Source organism: Janthinobacterium sp. GW456P, from assembly GCF_002127655.1.
Classification (GTDB): domain Bacteria; phylum Pseudomonadota; class Gammaproteobacteria; order Burkholderiales; family Burkholderiaceae_D; genus Janthinobacterium.
The window spans coordinates 1-21,448 of the sequence record NZ_NEHB01000051.1; the positions used below are offsets into that span (position 1 = coordinate 1).

Annotated in this window: 20 protein-coding genes and 1 pseudogene; 15 read left to right on the plus strand and 6 right to left on the minus strand. The window is 61.6% G+C overall.

Annotated features, from left to right (window positions below; all coding sequences use genetic code 11):
• From CBW66_RS27590 to CBW66_RS27625, 8 genes are all read left to right on the plus strand, one after another.
• A partial coding sequence (locus CBW66_RS27590; protein ID WP_139843072.1) for an amidase occupies nucleotides 1–1,039 on the plus strand: 1,039 nt, incomplete at its 5' end.
• Between the two features lie 90 nt (nucleotides 1,040–1,129).
• The gene (locus CBW66_RS27595) at nucleotides 1,130–2,461 is read left to right on the plus strand and encodes a paraquat-inducible protein A (protein ID WP_086140911.1); all 1,332 of its coding nucleotides are present in this window, start codon (nucleotides 1,130–1,132) and stop codon (nucleotides 2,459–2,461) included.
• On the plus strand, nucleotides 2,454–4,094 hold the full coding sequence (locus CBW66_RS27600; protein WP_086143024.1) for an intermembrane transport protein PqiB: 1,641 nt from the start codon (nucleotides 2,454–2,456) through the stop codon (nucleotides 4,092–4,094). Before CBW66_RS27595 ends, CBW66_RS27600 begins: the two co-directional genes overlap by 8 nt.
• Nucleotides 4,091–4,687, plus strand: coding sequence for a membrane integrity-associated transporter subunit PqiC (locus tag CBW66_RS27605; protein WP_230492368.1), 597 nt, complete (start codon nucleotides 4,091–4,093; stop codon nucleotides 4,685–4,687). The genes CBW66_RS27600 and CBW66_RS27605 overlap by 4 nt, the downstream gene beginning before the upstream one ends.
• 47 nt (nucleotides 4,688–4,734) lie before the next feature.
• Entirely contained in the window at nucleotides 4,735–5,133 is a 399-nt protein-coding gene (locus tag CBW66_RS27610) for a DUF2946 domain-containing protein (RefSeq protein WP_230492367.1), read from the plus strand.
• Between the two features lie 77 nt (nucleotides 5,134–5,210).
• On the plus strand, nucleotides 5,211–7,325 hold the full coding sequence (locus CBW66_RS27615; protein WP_230492366.1) for a TonB-dependent receptor: 2,115 nt from the start codon (nucleotides 5,211–5,213) through the stop codon (nucleotides 7,323–7,325).
• A gap of 8 nt (nucleotides 7,326–7,333) precedes the next feature.
• Nucleotides 7,334–8,668: a PepSY domain-containing protein gene (locus CBW66_RS27620; RefSeq protein WP_086140926.1), complete on the plus strand. Its 1,335-nt coding sequence runs from the start codon at nucleotides 7,334–7,336 to the stop codon at nucleotides 8,666–8,668.
• 73 nt (nucleotides 8,669–8,741) lie between these two features.
• Nucleotides 8,742–9,125: a hypothetical protein gene (locus CBW66_RS27625; RefSeq protein ID WP_086140914.1), complete on the plus strand. Its 384-nt coding sequence runs from the start codon at nucleotides 8,742–8,744 to the stop codon at nucleotides 9,123–9,125.
• Nucleotides 9,126–9,131: 6 nt separating this feature from the next.
• On the opposite strand, the gene CBW66_RS27630 is transcribed toward CBW66_RS27625, so the two are convergent.
• Entirely contained in the window at nucleotides 9,132–10,046 is a 915-nt protein-coding gene (locus CBW66_RS27630) for a LysR family transcriptional regulator (RefSeq protein ID WP_086140927.1), read from the minus strand.
• A gap of 102 nt (nucleotides 10,047–10,148) precedes the next feature.
• Here CBW66_RS27630 and CBW66_RS27635 point away from each other — a divergent pair, with 102 nt between their 5' ends.
• The 4 genes from CBW66_RS27635 (at nucleotide 10,149) to CBW66_RS27650 (ending at nucleotide 13,897) form a co-directional block, all read left to right on the plus strand.
• Nucleotides 10,149–11,258, plus strand: a complete 1,110-nt coding sequence (locus tag CBW66_RS27635) for a muconate/chloromuconate family cycloisomerase (RefSeq protein ID WP_086140915.1) — start codon at nucleotides 10,149–10,151, stop codon at nucleotides 11,256–11,258.
• A gap of 10 nt (nucleotides 11,259–11,268) precedes the next feature.
• Nucleotides 11,269–11,559: a muconolactone Delta-isomerase gene (gene catC / locus CBW66_RS27640; protein ID WP_086140916.1), complete on the plus strand. Its 291-nt coding sequence runs from the start codon at nucleotides 11,269–11,271 to the stop codon at nucleotides 11,557–11,559.
• Between the two features lie 11 nt (nucleotides 11,560–11,570).
• Nucleotides 11,571–12,374: a 3-oxoadipate enol-lactonase gene (gene pcaD, locus CBW66_RS27645; protein ID WP_086140917.1), complete on the plus strand. Its 804-nt coding sequence runs from the start codon at nucleotides 11,571–11,573 to the stop codon at nucleotides 12,372–12,374.
• 131 nt (nucleotides 12,375–12,505) lie between these two features.
• Nucleotides 12,506–13,897: a sodium:solute symporter family protein gene (locus CBW66_RS27650; RefSeq protein WP_086140918.1), complete on the plus strand. Its 1,392-nt coding sequence runs from the start codon at nucleotides 12,506–12,508 to the stop codon at nucleotides 13,895–13,897.
• Here the strand turns inward: CBW66_RS27650 and CBW66_RS27655 are convergent.
• Both CBW66_RS27655 and CBW66_RS27660 read right to left on the minus strand, forming a co-directional pair.
• Nucleotides 13,876–15,270 carry a GntP family permease gene (locus CBW66_RS27655; protein ID WP_086140919.1) on the minus strand — a complete coding sequence of 465 codons (1,395 nt, stop codon included), beginning with the start codon at nucleotides 15,268–15,270 and terminating at the stop codon, nucleotides 13,876–13,878. The genes CBW66_RS27650 and CBW66_RS27655 overlap by 22 nt on opposite strands.
• 212 nt (nucleotides 15,271–15,482) lie before the next feature.
• Nucleotides 15,483–15,842, minus strand: coding sequence for a hypothetical protein (locus CBW66_RS27660; RefSeq protein WP_086140920.1), 360 nt, complete (start codon nucleotides 15,840–15,842; stop codon nucleotides 15,483–15,485).
• A gap of 512 nt (nucleotides 15,843–16,354) precedes the next feature.
• Here CBW66_RS27660 and CBW66_RS27665 point away from each other — a divergent pair.
• The 3 genes from CBW66_RS27665 (at nucleotide 16,355) to CBW66_RS27670 (ending at nucleotide 19,385) form a co-directional block, all read left to right on the plus strand.
• Nucleotides 16,355–16,756 carry a hypothetical protein gene (locus CBW66_RS27665; RefSeq protein WP_139841814.1) on the plus strand — a complete coding sequence of 134 codons (402 nt, stop codon included), beginning with the start codon at nucleotides 16,355–16,357 and terminating at the stop codon, nucleotides 16,754–16,756.
• Nucleotides 16,757–17,387: 631 nt separating this feature from the next.
• Entirely contained in the window at nucleotides 17,388–18,161 is a 774-nt protein-coding gene (locus CBW66_RS28840) for a hypothetical protein (RefSeq protein ID WP_139841815.1), read from the plus strand.
• On the plus strand, nucleotides 18,162–19,385 hold the full coding sequence (locus CBW66_RS27670) for a YcaO-like family protein (protein ID WP_086140928.1): 1,224 nt from the start codon (nucleotides 18,162–18,164) through the stop codon (nucleotides 19,383–19,385).
• A 269-nt stretch (nucleotides 19,386–19,654) separates the two neighbouring features.
• Here CBW66_RS27670 and CBW66_RS29625 read toward each other — a convergent pair.
• The 3 genes and pseudogenes from CBW66_RS29625 to CBW66_RS27685 all read right to left on the minus strand — a co-directional run.
• A pseudogene (locus CBW66_RS29625) lies at nucleotides 19,655–19,891 on the minus strand (replication protein RepA); the annotation flags it as partial.
• Nucleotides 19,821–20,204, minus strand: coding sequence for a replication protein RepA (locus CBW66_RS29630; RefSeq protein ID WP_253249995.1), 384 nt, complete (start codon nucleotides 20,202–20,204; stop codon nucleotides 19,821–19,823). The pseudogene CBW66_RS29625 and the gene CBW66_RS29630, both read right to left, overlap by 71 nt.
• A gap of 982 nt (nucleotides 20,205–21,186) precedes the next feature.
• Nucleotides 21,187–21,448, minus strand: a 262-nt coding sequence (locus CBW66_RS27685; RefSeq protein WP_139843073.1) for an integrase core domain-containing protein, incomplete at its 5' end; no start/stop codon positions are given.

Here is a 21,448-nt window from a genome sequence, read left to right on the forward strand (position 1 = left end):
GGGCGCCGTGGCGCGCCTGCGGGCGGCCGGCGCCGTTCTGCTGGGCCGTACCAACATGAGCGAATTCGCGTTTTCCGGCCTGGGCTTGAATCCCCATTACGGCACGCCGCGCAATCCGCACGACGGCGCGCGCGTGGCGGGCGGCTCCACCTCGGGCGGCGCCGTGACGGTGGCGCTGGACATGGCGGCCGGCGCGCTGGGCACGGATACGGGCGGCTCGATCCGCATTCCATCGGCCTTTTGCGGCCTGACGGGCTTCAAGCCGACGGCGGCGTCCGTATCGCTGGCCGGCACGCTGCCCCTGTCGCGCTCCCTCGACTCGGCCGGGCCCATCGCCCACAGCGTCGACTGCTGCGCCATTCTGTATGCGGCGCTGTCGGGCCATGACATCGGCGCGCAGGCGCCTGCATTGAAAGGCTTGCGCTTCGGTTTTACCCTTGACTACGTCGGTACGCACGTGGCGCCGCAGGTGCAGCAGGCTTTCGACGCCGCGCTGGACAAGCTGCGGCAAGCCGGCGCCCTGGTGGAACGGTTCGATTTTCCCGAATTGCTGGAGCTGCCGGCTATCAATGGCGGCGGCGGCCTGGTGGCGGCCGAAGCCTGGCACTGGCACAGGGCGTTAATGGAAGAGAAGGGCGCGCAGTACGACCCGCGCGTGGCGGCGCGCATCCGCCGCGGCCAGCAGCAGGGCGCGGCCGACTACATCGACCTGCTCGATGCGCGCGCGCGCCTGATCGCCATCGCCCGGCGGCGCCTGGCGCCGTTCGATGCCTGGCTGATGCCCAGCGTGGCCACTCTGGCGCCGCAAGTCGCGCCGCTGGAAGCCGATGACGCCACTTTTTTTGCCACGAACGGCCTGGTGCTGCGCAACGCCAGCGTGATCAACTTCCTCGATGGCTGCGCGCTGTCGCTGCCCTGCCATGCCGACGGCGCACTGCCCGTGGGCCTGGGCATTTGCGGCCTGGCCGGTGCCGACGATCACATGCTGCACATCGGCCGCACCGTGGAGGCGCTGTTGCGGGGCAGTGAAAAAGAGTAATGCCATAGTGCAGGAAAATGCCAACTCTGTCATGATGGCTGGCATTGACATGGGATAGTCGCGCTTTCCTGCGCCGGCAAACTTCACACTGTGCACCGATACGACCTGATTAGCTGTCATGACTGCGGCGTGCTGTACCGCAAACGTCCGCTGCGTCCACGCGAAAAGGCGCGCTGCATCCGTTGCCGTTCGGTGCTGTACCGCGCCACGCCAGGCCGCGGCGCCTCGGCCGAATTGAGCAAGGTGGTGGCGCTCACCCTGGGTGCCGCCTTTGTCTTCCTGATCGCCCAGTTTTTTCCCATCGTCGAACTCGACGTCAATGGCCTCACTTCCAGCGCCACCTTGCTCGGCTCCATCCGCGTGCTGTGGTACGAGCAGATGCACATCGTGGCGACGATGGTCTTCCTGTTTACCATCCTCTTTCCCGCCATCGAACTCGGTTCCCTGCTGTATGTGGCGCTGGGCTTGCGCGGCGGCGTCAAGGTGCCCGGCTTTCACCGCGTGCTGCGCGCCGTGCGGACGGCGCGCGAATGGGGCATGACGGAGGTGCTGATGATCGGCATCCTGATCACCGTCGTCAAGATGACCAGCCTGGCCACGGTGCTGCCGCAACCAGGTTTGTTCGCGTTTGGCGCGCTCACCGTGCTGCTGGCCATCGTCGTCTCGTTCGACCCCAAGGCCCTGTGGAACCTGGGCGACGACCTGACCCGGCAAGCGCTGCCCGGCATCCGCTACAAGGCCTTCGCGCCGGGCGAAAAGGTGCTGCCCTGCCACGCCTGCGGCCTGGTGGCGCCGCCCCTGGGCAAGGGCAGGCACCTGGCGTGCGTGCGCTGCGGCACGGCCCTGCACGTGCGCAAGCCGGACAGCATCAACCGCACCTGGGCCTTGCTGATCGCCGCCATGATCCTCTACATTCCCGCCAACCTGCTGCCCGTGATGGTGACGCAATCGCTGTTCGGTGCACAGGACGACACCATCATGAGCGGTGTCGTGCTGTTCTGGAGCAGCGGCTCGAAGGGCCTGGCCATCATCATTTTCATCGCCAGCGTGGTCGTGCCCATGCTCAAGCTGGGCGTGCTGGCGCTGCTGGCGTTTACGGCGCAGCGGCGTTCGCGCTGGCGGCCGCGCCAGCGCACCATTTTGTACCGCATGGTTGAATTCATCGGCCGCTGGTCCATGCTCGACATCTTTGTCGTCACCCTCACGGTGGCGCTGGTGCGCTTCAAGTCGCTGGCCGTGATCACGGCCGGATCCGGCGCGCTGGCCTTTGGCGCCGTGGTGGTGCTGACCATGCTGGCGGCGATGCAGTTCGACCCGCGCCTGATCTGGGACCCCGTCGACGGACAGGTGTCTGGCGAAGAAGAACCCGTGGTGCTGGCAAATACCGGAAACAATACAGTGATTGGAGAACAGCATGTCTGACAAAGAAGCGGGCGGCCTGGCCGCAACGGGTGGCCAGGGCGTCCCCCCGTTGCCGGAACCCGATGTGGAGCAGGGCAGCCGCTGGCTGCCATCGCTGGTATGGCTCATCCCGCTGCTGGCCGCGCTGATCGGCGCCGGCCTGGCCGCCAAGTCCATCCTCGACCAGGGACCCACGGTGACGGTCAGCTTCAAGAGCGCCGAAGGACTGGAGCCGGGCAAGACCAAGGTCAAGTACAAGGATGTCGACATCGGCCAGGTGCGCGCCATCACCCTGGGCGACGACTTGAGCAAGGTGCTCGTGACGATCGACATGAGCAAGGAAGCGCGCCGCTTCGCCACCGCCGATTCTCGCTTCTGGGTGGTGCGTCCGCAGATCGGCGCCAGCGGCGTCACGGGCCTGGGTACCTTGCTGTCGGGTGCCTACATCGGCGTCGACACGGGCAAGTCGGAAGCCAAAAAGGAGAACTTCATCGGCATGGAAAATCCGCCCGCCGTGGCCGGCGACCAGAAGGGCAAGCTGTACACGCTGCACGCGGACAGCCTCGGTTCCGTCGACGTGGGTTCGCCCCTGTTCTTCCATCGTCTGCGCGTGGGCAAGGTGGTCAGCTTCGCGCTGGACAAGGATGGCAACGGCATCAGCATGTCGGTCTTCGTGAACGCGCCGTACGACCAGTTCGTCGGCAAGAACGCGCGCTGGTGGCATGCCAGCGGCGTCGACGTGCGCCTCGATTCGAACGGCTTCAAGTTGAATACGCAGTCGCTGGCGGCCATGCTGGTGGGCGGCATCGCCTTCGAGGCGGAAAACGGCCGCAAGCCCGAGGAGCCGGCGCCGGCCGGCACCAGTTACCGCCTGGCGGCCGACGAAGCGAGCGCCATGCGCGAGCCCGATGGCGAGGCGATCACCACCGTCTTTTATTTCGACCAGTCGCTGCGCGGCCTGCAGCCCGGCGCCACGGTCGACTTCCGCGGCATCGTGCTGGGCGAGGTGCGCTCGGTCGGCATCGAGTTCGATCCTGTGAAGAAGAACTTCCGCATGCCCGTCACCGTCAACCTGTATCCGGCGCGCCTGGGCATGCGCTTCAAGGCCGCCGTCGACGATGAGGAAGGCTCGGCCGGCCACCAACTGCTCGAACGCATGGTCAGCCGCGGCTTGCGCGCCCAGCTACGCACGGGCAACCTGCTGACCAGCCAGCTGTATATTGCGCTCGACTTCTTCCCGAAAGCGCCAAAGGTGACGCTGGAAGTGAACAAGTATCCGCTGGAATTGCCGACCGTGCCGAACACGCTCGATGAACTGCAGACGCAGATCGCCAGCATCGCCCGCAAGCTCGATCAGGTGCCATATGCGGAGATCGGCAATAACCTGAACACCACCATCAAGCAGGCCAATGTGCTGTTCAAGCAGCTCGATGGCCAGGTGGTGCCGGAAATGCGCGATACCCTGACGGCGGCGAAACAGACTTTCGGCACGGCCGAACAGGTGCTGCAAAAGGATTCGCCGCTGCAGTCGGACGTGCGGCAAGCCTTGCAGCAGCTGACGCAAACCCTGCAATCGCTGAACGCGCTGTCGGATTACCTGGAACGTCATCCCGAGTCCCTGATCCGCGGCAAAAAAGGAGATGAAAAAAAATGATGAAGCCGATGTTTTCCGCGCTGCTGGCGGCCAGCCTGCTGGGCGCCTGCTCCACGCCACAGCCCGAGCATTTCTATACGCTCAGCGGCGGCGCCGACGCGCAGCCGGCCAAGCCCGTCAAATACTATGTCGAGGTGCTGGCCGTCAGCGTGCCGCAGCAGGTGAGCCGCAACCAGTTCGTCGTGACGGCACCATCAGGCCGCATCGAATTGCTGGAACAGCAGCGCTGGGCGGGGCCGCTGGCCGGCGAGATTGGCCAGGCCCTCTCCACGGCCGTGACGAACGACCTGGGCGCCATCGATGTGTTCCGCACGCCGCATTCGGACAATCTGCCCGTGTACCGCATCAGCACCAATGTGCAGCGTTTCGAGTCCGTGATGGGCCAGTATGCGCTGATCGACGCCGTGTGGAGCGTGCGCCAGCTGGCCAGCAGCAAGGTGGTCACTTGCCGCACGATCGCCAACGAAAAAGTCGGCGCGGGCTATGATGAACTGGTGCTCGGCCACCGCCGCGCCGTGCACCGCATCGCCGCCGATGCGGCCAGCGTGGTGCGTGCATTTGACAACGGCGGCGCCGCCTGCCCGGCCGCCTGAGCGGCATTGCGCTACCCAGTCCCGGCGGCCGCTGGTAAAATGCGGCCATGGGAATGACCTTGTTCACGCGCCGCTTTGCCGCCTGGATCGCCTGTTTTGCGATCCTGCTGGCGGCGCTCGCGCCGTCGATTTCCCAGGCCGTCGCCAACGCCAAGCAGGAGTCCGGCTCCGGCTGGGCGGAAATCTGCTCGGTGGCCGGCATCCGTTTCGTCCAGCTTGATGCGGCCGGCGACGACGGCAAGTCCGCCGGCAAGGCCATGCAGATGGAGCATTGCGCCTTCTGTTCCACGCATGCGGGTTCCGTCGGCCTGCCGCCGACCAGCCCCGTGCTGCCGCTGCCTGTGGCCAGCGGCACGGCCATCTTCCCGGCCCTGTACTACCAGTCCCCGTCCCCGCTGTTCATCTGGTCCACCGCGCAGTCGCGCGCGCCGCCCGGTCTCGTTTAAGTTTTCGCATTTTCCATGCTGGCGCTGTCCACCTTGCGGTGTGACGCCCCGCATCCTCACACTTCAACGAGAATCACATGAACAAGAAATTATTGATGCTGGCGGCAGCCATCGCCCTGGCCTATCCCTGCGCGCAGGCGCAGCAACTTGACCACGCCATCGATACGGTCGTCGTTTCCGGTTCGCGCGCGCAGGCGTGGCTGTCCGAGACGCCGCAGGCGATCGGCGTCGTCAATGCCAAAAACCTGGAGCGCGACAAGCCCAAGACCATGGGCGATATCCTCAACCGCATCGCCGGCGTGTACTGGAATGACCTGGGCAACGAGCAGCACAGCATGAGCATCCGCCAGCCCATCGGCACGAATGCCGTCTACCAGTACCTGGAAGACGGCATTCCGATCCGCCCGCTGGGCGTCTTCAACCATAACTCGCTCAACGAGATGAACATGGCGGGCGCCAGCGGCGTGGAAGTGGTGAAGGGCGCCGCTTCCTCGCTGTACGGCAGCAATGCCGTGGGCGGCGCCGTCAATTTCCTCACGGCCGGCGCCAGCGCGACACCGACGGCAAGCGTGGGCGTGCGGCGCGACAACGTGGGCGGATTCACCCGCTACGACACGTCTGCCAGCGATACCTGGGGGCCGTTGGGACTGCGCTTTTCCCATTACAGCTCGCGCCGTTCGCGCGACAATTGGCAAGAGTACAGCTATGGCGACAAGGATTCGTTCTCACTGCGCGCCGACTATGCGCTCGGCCCCGCGTCGCAGCTGCGCGCCACCATCGTCCACACGGACCTCGATGCGGCCATGACGGGCAGCCTGTTCGAGAACGACTACCGCAGCCATCCCGGCAAGAGCCTGAACACGTTCACTTACCGCAAGGACAAGACCACGCGCATGAACCTGGCGTGGGAGGGCGCGACGACGGCCAATGGCGCGAGCACCGTCACCGTGTTTACGCGCAAGAATGACCACGGGCAGATTCCCGCCTACTCCATCGGCAGTTGCGCTGGCATGCTGTGCAAGGGCGTCATCAACAACAACCACGTCGATTCGCTGGGGCTGGACGTGAAACACCAGCAGGAATTCGCGTGGCTGCGTTCGCGCGTGGTCGCAGGCGTGTACGTGGACAAGAGCGACAATCCCTTTGTCAGCGACAATCTCTCCATCGTGCGCGATGCGGCCACGGGCCGCTACCTGCGCTATACGCTGGCCAATGCGTCCAATCCGCAGGGCGTGCGCGACTACCGGACGGACATTTTGAACACGGCCGCCTTCGCGCAATGGGAATTCTCTCCGCTGGCGGGCACGCGCGTGGTGCTGGGCGGCCGTTCGGACGCCATCCGCTATGACTATCATAACAATCTGGCGCCCGGCGGCAGCGTCAATTACGGCGCGCCCGACGAGTCGCGCAGCTTTTCGCATGTGAGCCCGAAGCTGGGCGCCACCTACGCCATCGGTCGTGCGGGCAGCGTGTATGCGAACGTCAGCCAGGGTTTTACGCCGCCCGAAGTGAGCCAGCTGTATGGCAAGACGGGCATCGCCGACTTGCAGCCGTCCGTCTACAACAACTATGAACTGGGCTTGCGCTGGGCCTTCCTGCAGGGCCGCTTGAAACTCGATACGGCCGTGTACCGGCTCGACGGGCGCGACACCATCGTCAGCTACACGCTCTCGCCGGGCAACAGCGAAAACCGCAATGCGGGACGCACGCGCAGCGAAGGCCTGGAGCTGGGCCTGAACTACGACAGCGGCCCGTTCGACGCGCGCTTCGCGACGGCCATCGCGCGCCACCGCTACCTGCGCTACCAGGTCTCGGCCACGCTGGACTACAGCGGCCGCACCATGCCGCAGGCACCGCGCGACATCACCTCGTTCGAGATCGGCTACAAGCCCGTGACGGGCGCGCGTATCGCACTCGAAGCCGTGCATCAGGGCCGCTACTGGATGAACAATGCCAACACGGTGGAGTATGGCGGCCACGCGCTGCTGAACCTGCGCGCCAGCTACCGGCTTGCGCGGGGCCTGGAGGCATGGGTGCAGGTGCGCAATGTGGCCGATAAGCGCTATGCCGATTCGGCCAGCAGCAGCTACGCGGGCACGGGCAGCTATGCGCCGAACAGCCAGAACCAGTACACGCCCGGTGCGCCGCGCAGCGTGATGCTGGGCCTGGCCTATACCTATGCTGGAATGTGAGGATGGCCATGGACGACGCAACTTTTCTTATCGCACGCCGTAAAAGCCTGTACTGGCGCATCCACTTCTGGGCCGCGCTGATCGCCTCGCCATTCGCGCTGGTGGCTACCCTGACGGGCATTTTGTATATCTTCACGCCGCAGATCGAGGCAAGGCTGTACCAGCACCTCGATCACGTGGCGCCGCAGGCGTCCATGCTGCCGCTGGACGCGGCCGTGGCGGCCGCGGAACGGGCGGCCCCGCATGGCTGGACGGTGCGGCATGTGCTGCCGCCGTTTCAACACGATGACGCGGTGCAGGTGGCATTCGCGCCGCCCGGCGGCGCGCCTGATGAACATGCGGGCCATGGCGGACATGCCGTACAGATCAAGCCGAAGTTCGGCCTGCCCGCGCAAGCCATCATCGTCTACGTGAATCCGTATGACGCGCGCGTGCTGGGCAGCCTGGCCAGCAGCGAGCGCTTTGGCAACTGGGCGAAAAAGCTGCATTCGCGCCTGCTGCAAAACGATGGCTGGCGCTGGATGATCGAGCTGGCCGCCAGCTGGCTGATGGTGATGCTGGTCACGGGCGTGGTGCTGTGGTGGCCGCGCGGCGCGCAATCGGGCTTGCCGAAGCGGGGCGCGCAGGGCCGCAACGGCTGGCGCCAGTGGCATGCTTTTCTCGGCGTGGCGCTGGGTGTCGTCAGTCTGGTCATCCTGACGACGGGACTGACGTGGAGCCAGCAGGCGGGTGGGCGCATCCGCACGCTGCGCGACGTCAGCGGCCAGGCGCCGCCACCCGTGCCGCGCGGCCTGCACTCAAGCGAGGAGGGCGCTCCGCTCGACTGGCAGGAGGCGTGGCAGGTGGCGCGCAGTCACGCGCCCGCCATCGCCGTGCAACTGACGGCGCCGGCCAGCCAGGACGATGTGTGGCGTGCCGCCATGGCGGACCGCAGCCAGCCCACCTTGCGCTTCGACCTGCAATTCGATGCCTACAGCGGCAAGCCCCTGTATTACGCGGGCTGGGAGGCGCAGACGGCGTTCGGCAAGGCCACCGCCATCGGCATCCCGTTTCACCGCGGCGAATTCGGCTGGTGGAACCAGGCCTTGCTGCTGGTCTTTGGCGTCAGCGTGCTGTTTTCGCTGGTGTCGGGCTGGGTGATGTTCTTCAAGCGGCGCCTGCCAGGCTCGCTGGGTTTGCCCAGGCTGCTGCCGGGCGCCTGGACCTCGCCGTCCGCGCTGGCCTGGCTGGTGGCGGCCGGCATGTGTGCGCTGATGCCGCTGCTGCTCGTTTCCGGCGGCATGTTGGTGCTGCTCGAACTGCTCCTGGCGCGGCATGGCCGCCGGCGCCGGGCGGCGCGATGACGCTTGCCGGGCTAGAATGCAGGGGCGCGGCCAGGCTCGTTGCCAAGGGCCGCCCCTTCGCATAGGCTGAACCATGTTATTCATCGACTTTCCCGCCTTGTCCACCCTGGCCGCCGCATCGGCGCTGGTGACAAAACCATGCAGCTGCTGCGCCGTCCCCCTCGACGCCTGGCAGCGCCTGCCCACCTCGCTGGAGCTGGACCGGTTTGAAGAAATCGGCACCCTGCGCGCAGATCCTTACGAGGAACCGACGTTTGACGAGTACCACCCGCACGGCACGCGCTACGACAGCGCGGACGCGCCCATCGCGCCGCGCTACTATCCCGCGAACCTGAGCCAGGTGGCCCGCTGCCTCGATTGCGGCCGCCACTACCTGCGCTACAACGAGGCGGGTGGCTACTTTACGGAGCTGCGCATCCGCGCGCTGCGCCCGGAGCTGCTGGCCGACGCCGCGTAGTCACTGCTACAGGCTTTCCTTGACGTACGCGATGCCGTGTTCATCGTAGATCGAGTACACGGCAGCGAGAAGGTTTTCCAGTTCCGGTGAGCGGTCCATATGCCGCATGCTGAATAAAATGGGCGAGAACGCATGCTTGTCGTCCAGCTTGCGGTACACGACGTTCCGGTGATGCATGGCTTGCACGCTTTCCGGCACGATGGAAATGCCCTGGCCGGCCGCCACCAGTCCCATGGAAATCTGCAGCTCGCGCACTTCCGTGACGGGACCGGGGGTGACATTGCCTTCGCTGAACATGGCCAGCACCTGGTCGGCAAAGCTGGGGCGCGGCGCTTTCGGATACACGAGCAGGGTCTCGTGGATCAGATCTATCAGGCGCAAGCCGCCTTCCCCCTTGGCCAGCCGGTGTCCGGGCGGCAGGGCCACCACCAGCCGCTCTTCGCGCAGCAGGATGCGGCGGATGCTGGGGTCTTCGCTTTTCAGGCGTCCGAAACCCACGTCGATGCGGCCTTCCTTCAGGGCCTTGAGCTGCTGCACCGTCGTCATTTCATGCAGGGTCACGTCGACTTCTGGATGGCGTTCGCAAAAGCGGTGCACGATGTCGGGCAATTCCCCATACAGGGTCGAGGCGACGAAGCCGATCGACAGGGTGCGTTCCAGCTTGCCCACGCGCTGCGTCATCGCCTGCAGGTCGCGCACCTGGTCGAGCAGGGGGCGCGCATGGGCGAGGAAAAACTCACCCGCTTCCGTCAGCCGCAAGGGCCGCGAACCTTTTTCGATCAGCGCCACGCCCAGCGTTTCTTCCAGCTGCTGCATCTGCCGGCTCAGTGGCGGCTGCGCGATGTGCAGCCGCGCGGCTGCGCGCGTAAAGTTCCTTTCCTCTGCGACCGCGATGAAGTAGCGCAAGTGCCGTAATTCCATCTTCATACCTTTCAGGTATAGGTTTGATACCAACTCGGTGTTGGACGTGGCGACATTCGGGGAATATCGTGTCACCACTCCACGGAATTATACGGAATAAATATGATTCAAAATATCGAGACCTACCTGGTCGATGTGCCAACCATCCGCCCGCACCGGATGTCCGTCGCCACCATGAATACGCAGACCCTGGTGCTGGTCCGGCTGCGCTGCGCCGACGGCATCACCGGCTGGGGAGAAGCGACCACCATCGGCGGCTTGAGCTACGGCGGCGAAAGCCCGGAGAGCATCAAGACGAATATCGATACCTATATCGCGCCGCTGCTGGTCGGCATGGAAGCGAGCCAGGTCGCCAAGGCCATGGCCACAGTGCGTAAGGTCATCCAGGGCAACCGCTTCGCCAAGTGCGCGATCGAGACGGCGCTGCTCGATGCGCAGGCGCGCCGTCTGAACGTGCCGCTGTCGGAACTGCTGGGCGGGCGCGTGCGCGATGCGCTGCCCGTAGCCTGGGTGCTGGCCAGCGGCGACACGGCGCGCGATATCGCCGAAGGCGAAAAAATGCTGGACCTGCGCCGCCACCGCATCTTCAAGCTGAAGATCGGCCTGCGCGACGTGGTGGCCGACGTGGCCCACGTGCTGGAGATCAAGCGGGCGCTGGGCGAGCGGGCCAGCGTGCGCGTCGACGTCAACCAGGCCTGGAGCGAGACGGACGCCGTGCGCGGCATCGCCGCGCTGGAAGCGGGCGGCGTCGACCTGATCGAGCAACCGGTCAAGGCGGGCAACCGTGCCGCCTTGGCGCGCCTGAAGCAGCGCTTCGACGTGGCCATCATGGCCGACGAAGCCTTGCACGGCCCTGCCGATGCGCTGGCGCTGGCCCAGGCCGATGCGGCCGACGTGTATGCCGTAAAAATCACCCAGTCGGGCGGCTTGCTGCCCGCGCTGGAAGTGGCGACCGTGGCGCGCCTGGCTGGCGTGGGCCTGTACGGCGGCACCATGCTCGAAGGCGGCGTCGGCACGGCGGCCACGGCCCACGTCTGCTCCACGTTCGCGGAACTGGCCTGGGGCACGGAGCTGTTCGGGCCACTGCTGCTGACGCAGGAAGTCTTGCGCGAGCCGCTCGTCTACCGCGACTTCATGCTGCAGGTGCCGACGGGCCCGGGCCTGGGCGTCGAGATTGATATGGACAAGCTGCGATCCATGCAGCGTCAATAAGGGAGCAACCATGTTATTCCATGTACGCATGAACGTGAACCTGCCGCTGGACATGCCGGCGGACCAGGCGGCGCAGCTCAAGCAAACGGAAAAGGAATTGGCCCAGCGCCTGCAGCACGCGGGCAAATGGCGCCACCTGTGGCGCATCGCCGGCCAGTACGCGAACATCAGCGTCTTCGACGTCGACAGCGTGGACGAGCTGCATGATTTACTCACCTCGCTGCCGCTGTTCCCCTACATGCAGATCGACGTGATGCCGCTGTGCCGCCATCCCTCGTCGGTGCGCGACGACGATTCCTGAGGAGACATGCGATGACGCATACAGGCAACGACACCGCCGGGAAAACGTGCGTGGTGGCCGGCATCGGCCTGCATTACCGCACCGATGGCGACCGCGCCAAGCCCTGCCTGGTCCTGTCGAATTCCCTCGGCACGGACCTGTCCATGTGGGATGCCCAGGCGGCCGCGCTGGCAGGCGACTTTTTCGTCGTGCGCTACGACACGCGCGGCCATGGCCAGTCCGCCAGCGGCGGCGCGCCGTTCGGCATCGACCGGCTGGGGCTGGACGTGGTGGCGCTGCTCGACCACCTCGATATCGCCCGCGCCGCCGTCTGCGGCATTTCCATGGGCGGCTTGACGGGCCAGTGGCTGGCCATCCACCAGCCGCGGCGCCTGACGCATCTGGTGCTGGCGAATACGGCGGCGCGCATTGGCGGCGCCGCGCCGTGGCAGCTGCGGGCGGAGCAAGTGCGCCGCGACGGCATGGCGGCAGTGGCCGACGGCGCCGCCGCGCGCTGGTTCACGCCATCCTTCATCGCGCAGGAAGCGGCCACGGTGGCGCGCCTGGTCGCCACCTTGCGCGATCAGGATGCCGGTGGCTACGCGGCCTGCTGCGAGGTGCTGGCCCAGACGGACTTGCACGCCGCCGTCGGCACGATCAGCGTGCCGACCCTGATCATCGCGGGCGAGCACGATCCCGTGACCACCTTGGACGATGCGCGCTGGCTGCAGCGGCAGATCGCGGGCGCCCGCCTGGCAAGCCTGCCCGCCTCGCATATCTCGAACATCGAGGCGGCGGATTTGTTTACAGAGCAGTTGCGGACTTTTTTATTGTGAGGCTTGCTGTACCGTATCGGTATGGCGGGAATGTGGTTTTCCCCTGAGCATCACCGCCGGCTGGTCCGGCAAGGGGCAGGGGAAGCTTTCTTGAAAAATAATAATAAGAAAAGCAGACTTGGAGTAGACGGATGGAAAACAGATTGATCATCATCGCCGCGGTCACGGTGGGCTATTTCGCCCTCATGTCGTACATTACCTACAGCGTGCGCAAGCATGCCAACAGCGCCGAGGGCATGACGGCGGGCGGGCGCAATTATCCCGCCTTCCTGATCGGCGCCTTGCTGCTGTCGGAATTCATCGGCAGCTCCGTCAGCATCGGCACGGCCCAGAAGGGCTATGAACTGGGCATTTCCGCCGCCTGGAACCTGGTGGCGCTGTCGCTGGGCTTTTTGCTGCTGGCCATCGTGCTGGTCAAGAAATACAAGGAAAGCGGGCAGTCGACGATTTCCGGCATCCTGGCGCAAACGTATGGCGAGCCCGTGCGCTACGCGGCATCGATCCTCACCATCGTCGCGCTGAGCATCGTTGCCGTGGCCCTGTATGCGAGCGGCGGCGCCGTGCTGGCGGCCGTGCTGCACATTAACAAGACGGTCGCCATCCTGCTGGTGGGCGCCATCACCGTCATCTATGTGAGCCTGGGCGGCATGCGTTCGGTGGTGTACACCAACTTCGCCCATTCCATCGTCAAATACCTGGGCGTGATCCTGGCGCTGGCCTATGCGCTGGAAGCGACGGGCGGCATCGGCGCGCTGCAGGCGCAGCTGCCCGCCAAGATGTTCAACTGGGTCGAGATCGGCTGGGGCCAGATCATCGCCTGGATGATCGGCGGCATCGGTTCCATCTTCGCCACGCAATACGTGATCCAGGCCCTGGTCAGCACGGATAACCCGGCAGTGGCCAAGCGCGCCTGCTATTACGTGTCCTCGCTGATGATCCCGTTCGGCCTGATGGCGGCCCTGATCGGCATGTGCAGCGCCGTGCTGTATCCGGGCATGAAGTCGATCGATGCCTTCCCGACCCTGATCGCCCACATGCCGGCGTTTTCCGCCAGCATCATGATCGTCGGCCTGGCCGGCGCCCTGTTCGGCGGCATTTCCGCCACCACCCTGGCGTCGGCTACCCTGGCCATGAAAGACTTTTATGACCCGTGGTACAACAAGGCGAAGAACGACGCGAAATCGCTGATGTTCCTGCGCATCGCCATCGTCGTGGCGGGCCTGCTGCCGCTGGTGCTGGCGCTGTACGCGGAAAAACTGCTGATGATCGCCTTCCTCGGCAAGGCCCTGCGCGCCACCCTGGCCGTGCTGGTGCTGATGGCCTTCTATGCGCCGAAATTCGGCACGCCGCGCGGCGCCTTCGTCGGCGTGATCGTCTCGGTGATCGCCACCATCGGCTGGTTCCTGGCGGGCAATCCGTATGGCGTGGACAGTTCCTACCTGGCGCTGGCCGGCCCGCTGCTGACCATGGGCATCAGCCACTTGTTCAAGTCAGGCCACGCTCACACCAGCCCCGTCAGGTAGTAGATGGCAATGACGAGGAACACGGCCACCGTCTTGATGACGGTGATGCCGAAAATGTCGCGGTAGGACTGGCGGTGCGTGAGGCCCGTGACGGCCAGCAGGGTGATCACGGCGCCATTGTGCGGCAAGGTATCCATGCCGCCGCTGGCCATGGCCACCACGCGGTGCATGACTTCGAGCGGAATGTGCGCCTGCTGCGCGGCCTGGATAAAACTGTCCGACATGGCCGCCAGCGCGATGCTCATGCCGCCCGAGGCCGATCCCGTGATGCCGGCCAGGGTCGTCACGGACACGGCCGCGTTGACGAGCGGATCGGGCACGCTGCGCAAGGTGTTGCTGACGGCCAGGAAACCGGGCAGGGCCGCGATGACGCCGCCAAAGCCGTATTCGGACGCCGTATTCATGGCCGCCAGCAGCGCGCCGCCCACGGCCGCCTTGGTGCCTTCGGCAAAGGCGGCGCGGATGCGTCCGAACGCCGTCACGCAGACGAGTAAAATTCCCAGCAACAAGGCGCCTTCCACGGCCCAGATACCGGTGACGGCAGGAATCGCCGTCGTCACGGGCGCGTGCAAGCCCGGCAGCGCCTCGGCCGTCAGCGTATGGCTGGCGCCGTACCAGTGCGGGATCAGCTTGGTCAGCGCAAAGTTGGCCACGCCCACCAGCACCAAAGGCGCCACAGACAGCAGCGGATGGGGCAGGGCGCCGGCGTCGGCCATGGCCTTTTCGGCCTCGGCGCCATAGCCTTCGCCCGTCGCCATGACGGAACGGCGGCGCCATTCGAGGAAGGCCAGTCCCATGATCACCGTCAGTACGGCGCCGATGGTGCCCAGCCACGGTGCCGCCCAACCCGTCGTATTGAAAAAGGTGGTGGGAATGATGTTCTGGATCTGCGGCGTGCCGGGCAGGGTATCCATGGTGAACGAAAAGGCCCCCAGGGCGATGGCGCCCGGCATCAGCCGCTTGGGGATATCGCTCTGGCGGTACAGTTCCGCCGCAAATGGATACACGGCGAACACCACCACGAACAGCGATACGCCGCCATAAGTGAGCGCGGCGCACACGGCGACGATCACGGCATTGGCGCGCGAGCTGCCGATGTAGCGGATGGCCGCCACGACGATGGCCTGGGAAAAACCGGACAGTTCGATCAGCTTGCCGAACACGGCACCGAGCAAAAAGACGGGGAAATACAGCTTGATGAAGCCCACCATCTTTTCCATGAAGATGCCGCTGAAGACGGCCGGCACGGCCGACGGATCGGTGAGCAGCACGGCGCCCAGCGCGGCCACGGGCGCAAACAGGATCACGCTGTAGCCGCGGTAGGCGGCCAGCATCAGGAAGGCCAGTGCGGCCAGAACGATCAAGAAAGACATAAGACTGGACCCTTGCGCGATGAAAGTGTTTAATTAGTCAATTATTTAATTAATATCACACTTCGCGGGTACACGCTAATGCGCAGGGCAACGTGCCTGAAGGTTGCGCAGACAAGGAAGTAAAAGGTAATGTAGCTCTGGACAAAAGTACTCGAATTACCCAACTGCCTATTTTAAGCGTCGCTTCGACTGTTGGACTTCCTTCGCATTCATTACCAAGCCATGCCTTTCAATGCTTGCCCTAGATGATGCATAAAAATCAAGAACCGCACCGTGACAATCAGTGTTGCAATAAAAAGCAATCCATACTGTTCGCCGATCGTGATTCTTCCTGATTTTCCCAGCTTGCGCCATGCCCAAATAAACAGGCCCAGAGCGAGGCATGCAAGCGGGATTTTTAGCGGCCGGTCATTGAAATCAGGCACGCTGATACCGGTGAATATCCCAATCAACTCAGTCGGGTGATCGATCAGGAGCAGAAAAAAGGTGAGGATCGGGAGAAATCCGATGAGCAGTCCAAGGAGATAGGCTTTCTTCTTGCTTGCCGTTTGCTCCGGCGGATGGTTCATCATGGCTTGGACGCCTTCTCAGAAAGTTATGCTACCCAGCGACGCAGACTTGTGACGCGAATTCAGGCAAGGAAGGATGCCGACGGCATTTGAGGATGCTGGTCGCGGCGAGAGGATTCGAACCTGCTTATAAGTTGAAAAGCAAAGAAAATCCGATACGCCGACGTGGTCGGGCCGCGGCAATCCCACTTGGCGGGACTCCACCGTTAGGATATCCCTAATTGAATCAACGCTTAGTTCAGACATTGATCGTGTACGAATGCAAAGCATGCGGTCAGTGTTCAGCAGTTTGCTTGAGTTGGCTGACGTCTCTCAGCACCTGTCCATACGATCGATACAAGTTGGCCGCCGGCAGGCGGCCTTGTTGCGCCATTAGCGCATGCACCTGCTGCAGGTGATAGAAGGGTACGCGTGGGTATCCAGAAGTGCGGCTGGTTTTTGCAGAGGCTCGTCATTGCACGAAGGCACTCGCAGACGCCGCTGTTCTTGCGCGTGAGTTGGCGCAGTTGTCGGAAATGGCCAAGGCCAAGCCGCGTATTCCCGCGCTTCAATTCGTGCCTGGGATGCCCTTTGCGCGCCTCTATGCGGCCCATTGCCGCGACATCGTGTCTAGGCAAGTAGGCGGTGACATCGACCTCTCCCGCGTGGATTCGATGGTGGCGGTGCGCCTCCGCGTCACAGGTCACAGCCAAGACGAGATCGCGGCGACGTTGGCGGCGTGTGCCCCCACTGTTCGAGCCAGTGAAGAGCGCCGAAATTGGAAAGACTACGCGGTTCGCACTGCGCGCTACGCTTTTGGTCCAGAAGGCAATCGAACGGCCGCGCGCTTGGAGCGCTACAGGGAACAATTCCTGCGGCTCGAAGGGCGTCATGTGGCCTATGAGCAGGTCCAAGATTCACCAGAGCCGAACTATTGACCAATTGCACTGAAACATATGTACGGCCGCAAGGCTTTTCCGCCAATGACTGCGCCGTCGCCTCTTGGGTAGCCGACCGAAAGCGAACAGTGGCAATGCCGTTACTGCTGAGCTGCCCGCGTATGGCTGCCGGCTGGAGCCCTATTGGGGAGGGACTGGGATGCTCATGGGCTGGGATGACACTTCATGTGAGCAGCGGCAGGCAAGTGCGCCGTTTCGGCGATGGACCGACGCACCTAGCAGGGCCTCAGGACAGCATACGTCGAGCTGCCGCGCCTATGGTTTCGGCTGCTGCGCACTTTGTTGGATGAGCTGAACACGCCCATCTCGCTGTGCAGAGCATACGGTGAAACTATCCATTACGTATGGGAGCGATGCTGCCACCCGCTCTGTGCCGAGCAGAACCAATGGCAGCCACGCGCAACTGCTTCGTCCTACCACGCGTGCGCGAACAGCATGTCATCCTCCGCCGGTGGCTAGTTACGTTTTTTTGATTCTCGATCAATACGAGTTTAGATTCTTTCATCTCTGTGTGTTTTTTTTTGACTTATACTTACTAGTGATTTAATAATCGCTCAAAAATTCATTTTCCCCTTACTTTGGGGCGTGGTTCTTGTTGTTACTAGGAGACATGATGATTCCGCAAGTACTAGCAGAGTTGAGAACGAATTCCACTCTTACAAACGAGATTGCTGCAAATCAATTAGCCGATGCTTTCTCATCTGTGCAAGAAATGTCCGCGAATGTAGATTTTTTACGCGAAGCTTATTTATACTTGCGTGAACAACCTGAGCTGAGCAGGTCTTTCTTTGATGAAATGATACGCCGCCATAATATGGCGGTCGAGATACCTCCGGAAAATTCATTTATTCCGGGTTGTTGTTGCTGTGGGATAGATCCTTACGAACCGGAACGTCAACTTCAACGCGATATGTCCGCACTCGAATTAGCTGCATTGTCGGCAGCAACGGCGACGGTGACGGCTACCAAACCCTCACAGAATTCAATTTCCTTTCTCGAAAAAGTAGCGGAATATCGACGAACGACTCATGAGAGATCGGCGTCTTCTGCCACTACGTTTGCTAAAAAAATGGCGACGGGTGCTGGATTTTTTAGCAGATTCACATCGAAAAGTGTAATTAGTGCTACGGAAGCCGATTACCTTTATGGAGTCTTAGAGAGAAATGAATGCATTGCCGAAGATTTATTCGAATACGGCTTTTCTGGTGCGAGACTTGCTACTTTGGTAACAAGGCCTGAAGCTGATGAAAGTCCTGTTGTTAATGCCGTGAAAGGAATGTTTAGCACTGTTGTTGCAGCGGGCGGAGTCGGTGTTCTCGGTCGCGAAGGAGGGGGCTGCTGTTGCTGTTGCTGTTGCTGTTGCTGTTGTGGTGGAGGTTGCTAAATGATGGCGCCCAAGGCAACTAAGGCCAAGGAGGGAGGTGTTCCAAGTATTGATCTCCCACTGCTTTTTCCGGCCAGTATTCCATTGGGTGCCTACCGAGTAATTGAGCTGGCGTCAGAAATATATTTGGCAACTCAGGAAGTACATGCTGATGAGCGATGTCCTAACGGAGTATTTTCAACATCTGTTGCTGTGGATAGAACCCCGACAACTGCACTTCAACGTTCTCGCTTTGAAGCCGCTGAACGATATGCGACGGCGGCGCTAAGAACCGATAGAACGTTTTTCAAATTAAATGAAATTAGTCTCAGCCATTTTTTCAAATTTCCATACCAACTGCCGAGCCCACTCGACGCATCTGGACGAACTCAGAAAACTGAAATGATTCAGATAGCAGAGAACATAAATTGCAATTTCACGCATGCAGCTATAGCGGATGTGTACGCTCCTTACCCTGTAAGATTGCGAGAATCAAGTTGGCATCCAACAACAAATGGAGTGGCCGTTGGTCAATCAACTGAGAGCGCTAAGTACAGTAGCTTTTGTGAATATTTAGAGCGCCATTCCATTATGGATTTTTGGTACTGCGGGCGGCCATCGTTTTTGGTCGATTCCGAGACGATGGACAACGCTGCAGCGGTAGAGTTAAAATTTTTGACAGATCTTGACTATCAAGTTACCTGCGTCGAAATATCAGAGTTCAGCTCGATTTATGTCGTCTTAGCATTTATCAGTCATTGTAGCGGCGATTATCCGGCTTTCGTCTGCGCAGCAGGAACATCACAGAATATAAAAATGGCGATTAGGAAGGCGCTACAGGAAATTATTCAAACATTGATCGCATGTGCAAGCAATACAAAGGGTTTTTCGGATTGGGAGAAAAGTGGCGAAAAAATAGAGTTGTTGGAGCATAGAATGCATTTTTTTGCTGCATCCGAAAAAGCGAAAACTCATAGAAAAATATTAGCTTCGATTCGTGAGGAGGCTAAATCGCTTAGCGGTCGAGTTTTTACGGCTGCAGAATCTTGGCGAAGTGAAGTCTGCAAGCGCGAGCATGCAATTTCATTTATTGACATAACGCCAACCAATTGGAATAACGGACTTTCATGCGTGAGATGTCTGTCATCAACGATGATTCCTCTGATTGTATCGGAAGCATGGATCCCGACTGAACTAGCAAAGCAAGGCGCCAGTCGATTTGGAGCGCCGCATCCTTTTCCGTAGGCATCTATCTGTAACGGTTCAGCGCTATACGTGTGCTTTTTTGGGACGAAGCCGTCGAGCAATTTGAAGAGACCTCCGGGCACGGGCGTTACCTTGGCCAATGGGTACGCGGCAAGGGCTTCTCGTAGTGCCACCAAGAATCGTTTTTTGAAGTTCTTGTGAGCATCTTCGCCTTTGTACTCTTGGCCGAACTGCTGTCGCAATGGCTTCCAATGCAAGACGACTGGGCGGGCCGCTATTCGATGCAGGCGATGCGCAAGCCAGGTGTATACGTCTAGGGCCAACGCAGAGCCTTTGAGCGCTAGTAATGCGCGTTTGTCGAGGGGGGCGCCATGCTCCACCAGTTCGTTGTAGTAGTTTTCGGACAGTACCAAAACGCCCGGCCACAGTGCCTTCTGTCCCGTGTCGGAGTTTGCGATCCAGGCGTCGAACTGGTCAACCGGTTGCCCGTTGAATGTACGTACGCCCTTGATTGCCGATTTGCAGACGGCAGGCGGCCAGGGCATGCATCTGCTCACGCAGCTTGGAGTAACGATTGCCCTGATCGTCGATGCCCATAAGCTTGAGAAACTGTGCGGCGTTGTCGCCAATGGGAATCTCTCGGGTTTTGTGCCGTTTCGCAAGTGTGCTTACGAGGGCGAGGGCTAGGCGGGGCATTGGCCCGTAAGGGACCGTCTGTGCGACATGGCCGCGCCCCTCGTCAAGCCATCCAGCTTGAATGCTAATCCACATCTTACCCGACTCCCTGCGAAACTCACGGCCCTCGACTTTGCTACGGGGCAGACCGACCTGACAGAGCACGGCATGGTTGAAGGCCATATCATTCCCGGATGGCAGGGTGGTCCCAATTGTGTGGGCTACATCAAGCAGCTTGCATGATCTATCCGGTCTGGCCTTGGACAAGGTGGCAGTGGCCGCAATTGGACCTGGGTTCACCTTAATAATTCGCTGAGTCGATTGGGTGGCCGAAGGGCAAGCGGCCTTGAACGATAACTCCATGCGTCACCCCCTGCGTGCTGATTGGGGCGTCGCTGTTGCGGCCCAGCGCTGACGGGCGAGTTGCTCGATTTTTGTCGGGCGACCGCGAGGCCGCTTCGCCGGAGGTGGGTCGGCGGGACGGCCGAGGTTGATCCATGCCAGCACGTCGTGGTCGTACCAGCAGAGGCGTCGGCTATTTGGGAGCTTGAAGGGGCGGGGGATTAGGTGCGCGTACTTGGCATTGGTTGCGCAAGTACGGATCGTTGTGGCTGTCTTCCCGATCAGGATAGACAGTTGCTCGATGAAAAGGATTTTCGGTAAGTCGCCAGACGTGACGAAGGAGGTGGTAGACGACATGCGTGCCTCACAAGCAAACGCGCTTGCGAGAGCCGATGCTGTTGGTGGCGGCGCACCAGACCTCTACGGCCCGCTGATTAATCGCCGCACCTCACGGTGCCTTATACAATGGGGTTGATGTCAGGGGTCGTGTGCGCTTGCGCCACCTGTATCTACACCCTGGCGGGTACACGCCGAGCGTTGTGTGCTCTCTTTATTCGGCTATCTCTCGTTCGCTCGAATCTCACCTACCCCAAGCCAATGGCTTACACAGCGACAGCATGGGTTTCCGGCAGGACCGCTGTGTTGTTCTCACCCATGCATAACAGTATCAATAAAACCCCCCGGCCTTGTCAAACCATTGATGGCACGGGGAGTTATAACGACATCGAATCGGCGGGACAAATTTGGGACAACGGCCAGGAGAATTTACTCTTAATCGACATGAATAACACTTCTGTCCAGTCCTAAAATAGGTTGACAGTATTTATTGCTGTAAAAACGCCCGATGCACCGCATCGGGCGTTTTGTATTTCAGCGCCGTATGCGGCCGTTCCTGGTTATAGATCCGCACCGATTGCGCCACCATTTTGCTCGCCTTTTTCAGGTCGGCAGGTCGATTCAGCAGGAACTCGCCTTTCAGAATGCCGTTGATGCGTTCGGCCAGCGCATTCTGATAGCAGTCGTAGCCGTCGGTCATGGAGCAAGTCAGTCCATAACGACGATGAATTTCCTGATAGTAAGTAGAG

What these genes read in the sequence shown, in the direction of transcription:
- CBW66_RS27600 (WP_086143024.1), top strand. Translation starts at nt 2,454, where the DNA reads ATGTCTGACAAAGAAGCGGGCGGCCTGGCCGCAACGGGTGGCCAGGGC.
- CBW66_RS27605 (WP_230492368.1), top strand. Translation starts at nt 4,091, where the DNA reads ATGATGAAGCCGATGTTTTCCGCGCTGCTGGCGGCCAGCCTGCTGGGC.
- CBW66_RS27610 (WP_230492367.1), top strand. Translation starts at nt 4,735, where the DNA reads ATGGGAATGACCTTGTTCACGCGCCGCTTTGCCGCCTGGATCGCCTGT.
- CBW66_RS27615 (WP_230492366.1), top strand. Translation starts at nt 5,211, where the DNA reads ATGAACAAGAAATTATTGATGCTGGCGGCAGCCATCGCCCTGGCCTAT.
- CBW66_RS27620 (WP_086140926.1), top strand. Translation starts at nt 7,334, where the DNA reads ATGGACGACGCAACTTTTCTTATCGCACGCCGTAAAAGCCTGTACTGG.
- CBW66_RS27625 (WP_086140914.1), top strand. Translation starts at nt 8,742, where the DNA reads ATGTTATTCATCGACTTTCCCGCCTTGTCCACCCTGGCCGCCGCATCG.
- CBW66_RS27630 (WP_086140927.1), bottom strand. Translation starts at nt 10,046, where the DNA reads ATGGAATTACGGCACTTGCGCTACTTCATCGCGGTCGCAGAGGAAAGG.
- CBW66_RS27635 (WP_086140915.1), top strand. Translation starts at nt 10,149, where the DNA reads ATGATTCAAAATATCGAGACCTACCTGGTCGATGTGCCAACCATCCGC.
- catC (WP_086140916.1), top strand. Translation starts at nt 11,269, where the DNA reads ATGTTATTCCATGTACGCATGAACGTGAACCTGCCGCTGGACATGCCG.
- pcaD (WP_086140917.1), top strand. Translation starts at nt 11,571, where the DNA reads ATGACGCATACAGGCAACGACACCGCCGGGAAAACGTGCGTGGTGGCC.
- CBW66_RS27650 (WP_086140918.1), top strand. Translation starts at nt 12,506, where the DNA reads ATGGAAAACAGATTGATCATCATCGCCGCGGTCACGGTGGGCTATTTC.
- CBW66_RS27655 (WP_086140919.1), bottom strand. Translation starts at nt 15,270, where the DNA reads ATGTCTTTCTTGATCGTTCTGGCCGCACTGGCCTTCCTGATGCTGGCC.
- CBW66_RS27660 (WP_086140920.1), bottom strand. Translation starts at nt 15,842, where the DNA reads ATGATGAACCATCCGCCGGAGCAAACGGCAAGCAAGAAGAAAGCCTAT.
- CBW66_RS27665 (WP_139841814.1), top strand. Translation starts at nt 16,355, where the DNA reads ATGGCCAAGGCCAAGCCGCGTATTCCCGCGCTTCAATTCGTGCCTGGG.
- CBW66_RS28840 (WP_139841815.1), top strand. Translation starts at nt 17,388, where the DNA reads ATGATGATTCCGCAAGTACTAGCAGAGTTGAGAACGAATTCCACTCTT.
- CBW66_RS27670 (WP_086140928.1), top strand. Translation starts at nt 18,162, where the DNA reads ATGATGGCGCCCAAGGCAACTAAGGCCAAGGAGGGAGGTGTTCCAAGT.
- CBW66_RS29630 (WP_253249995.1), bottom strand. Translation starts at nt 20,204, where the DNA reads ATGGCCTTCAACCATGCCGTGCTCTGTCAGGTCGGTCTGCCCCGTAGC.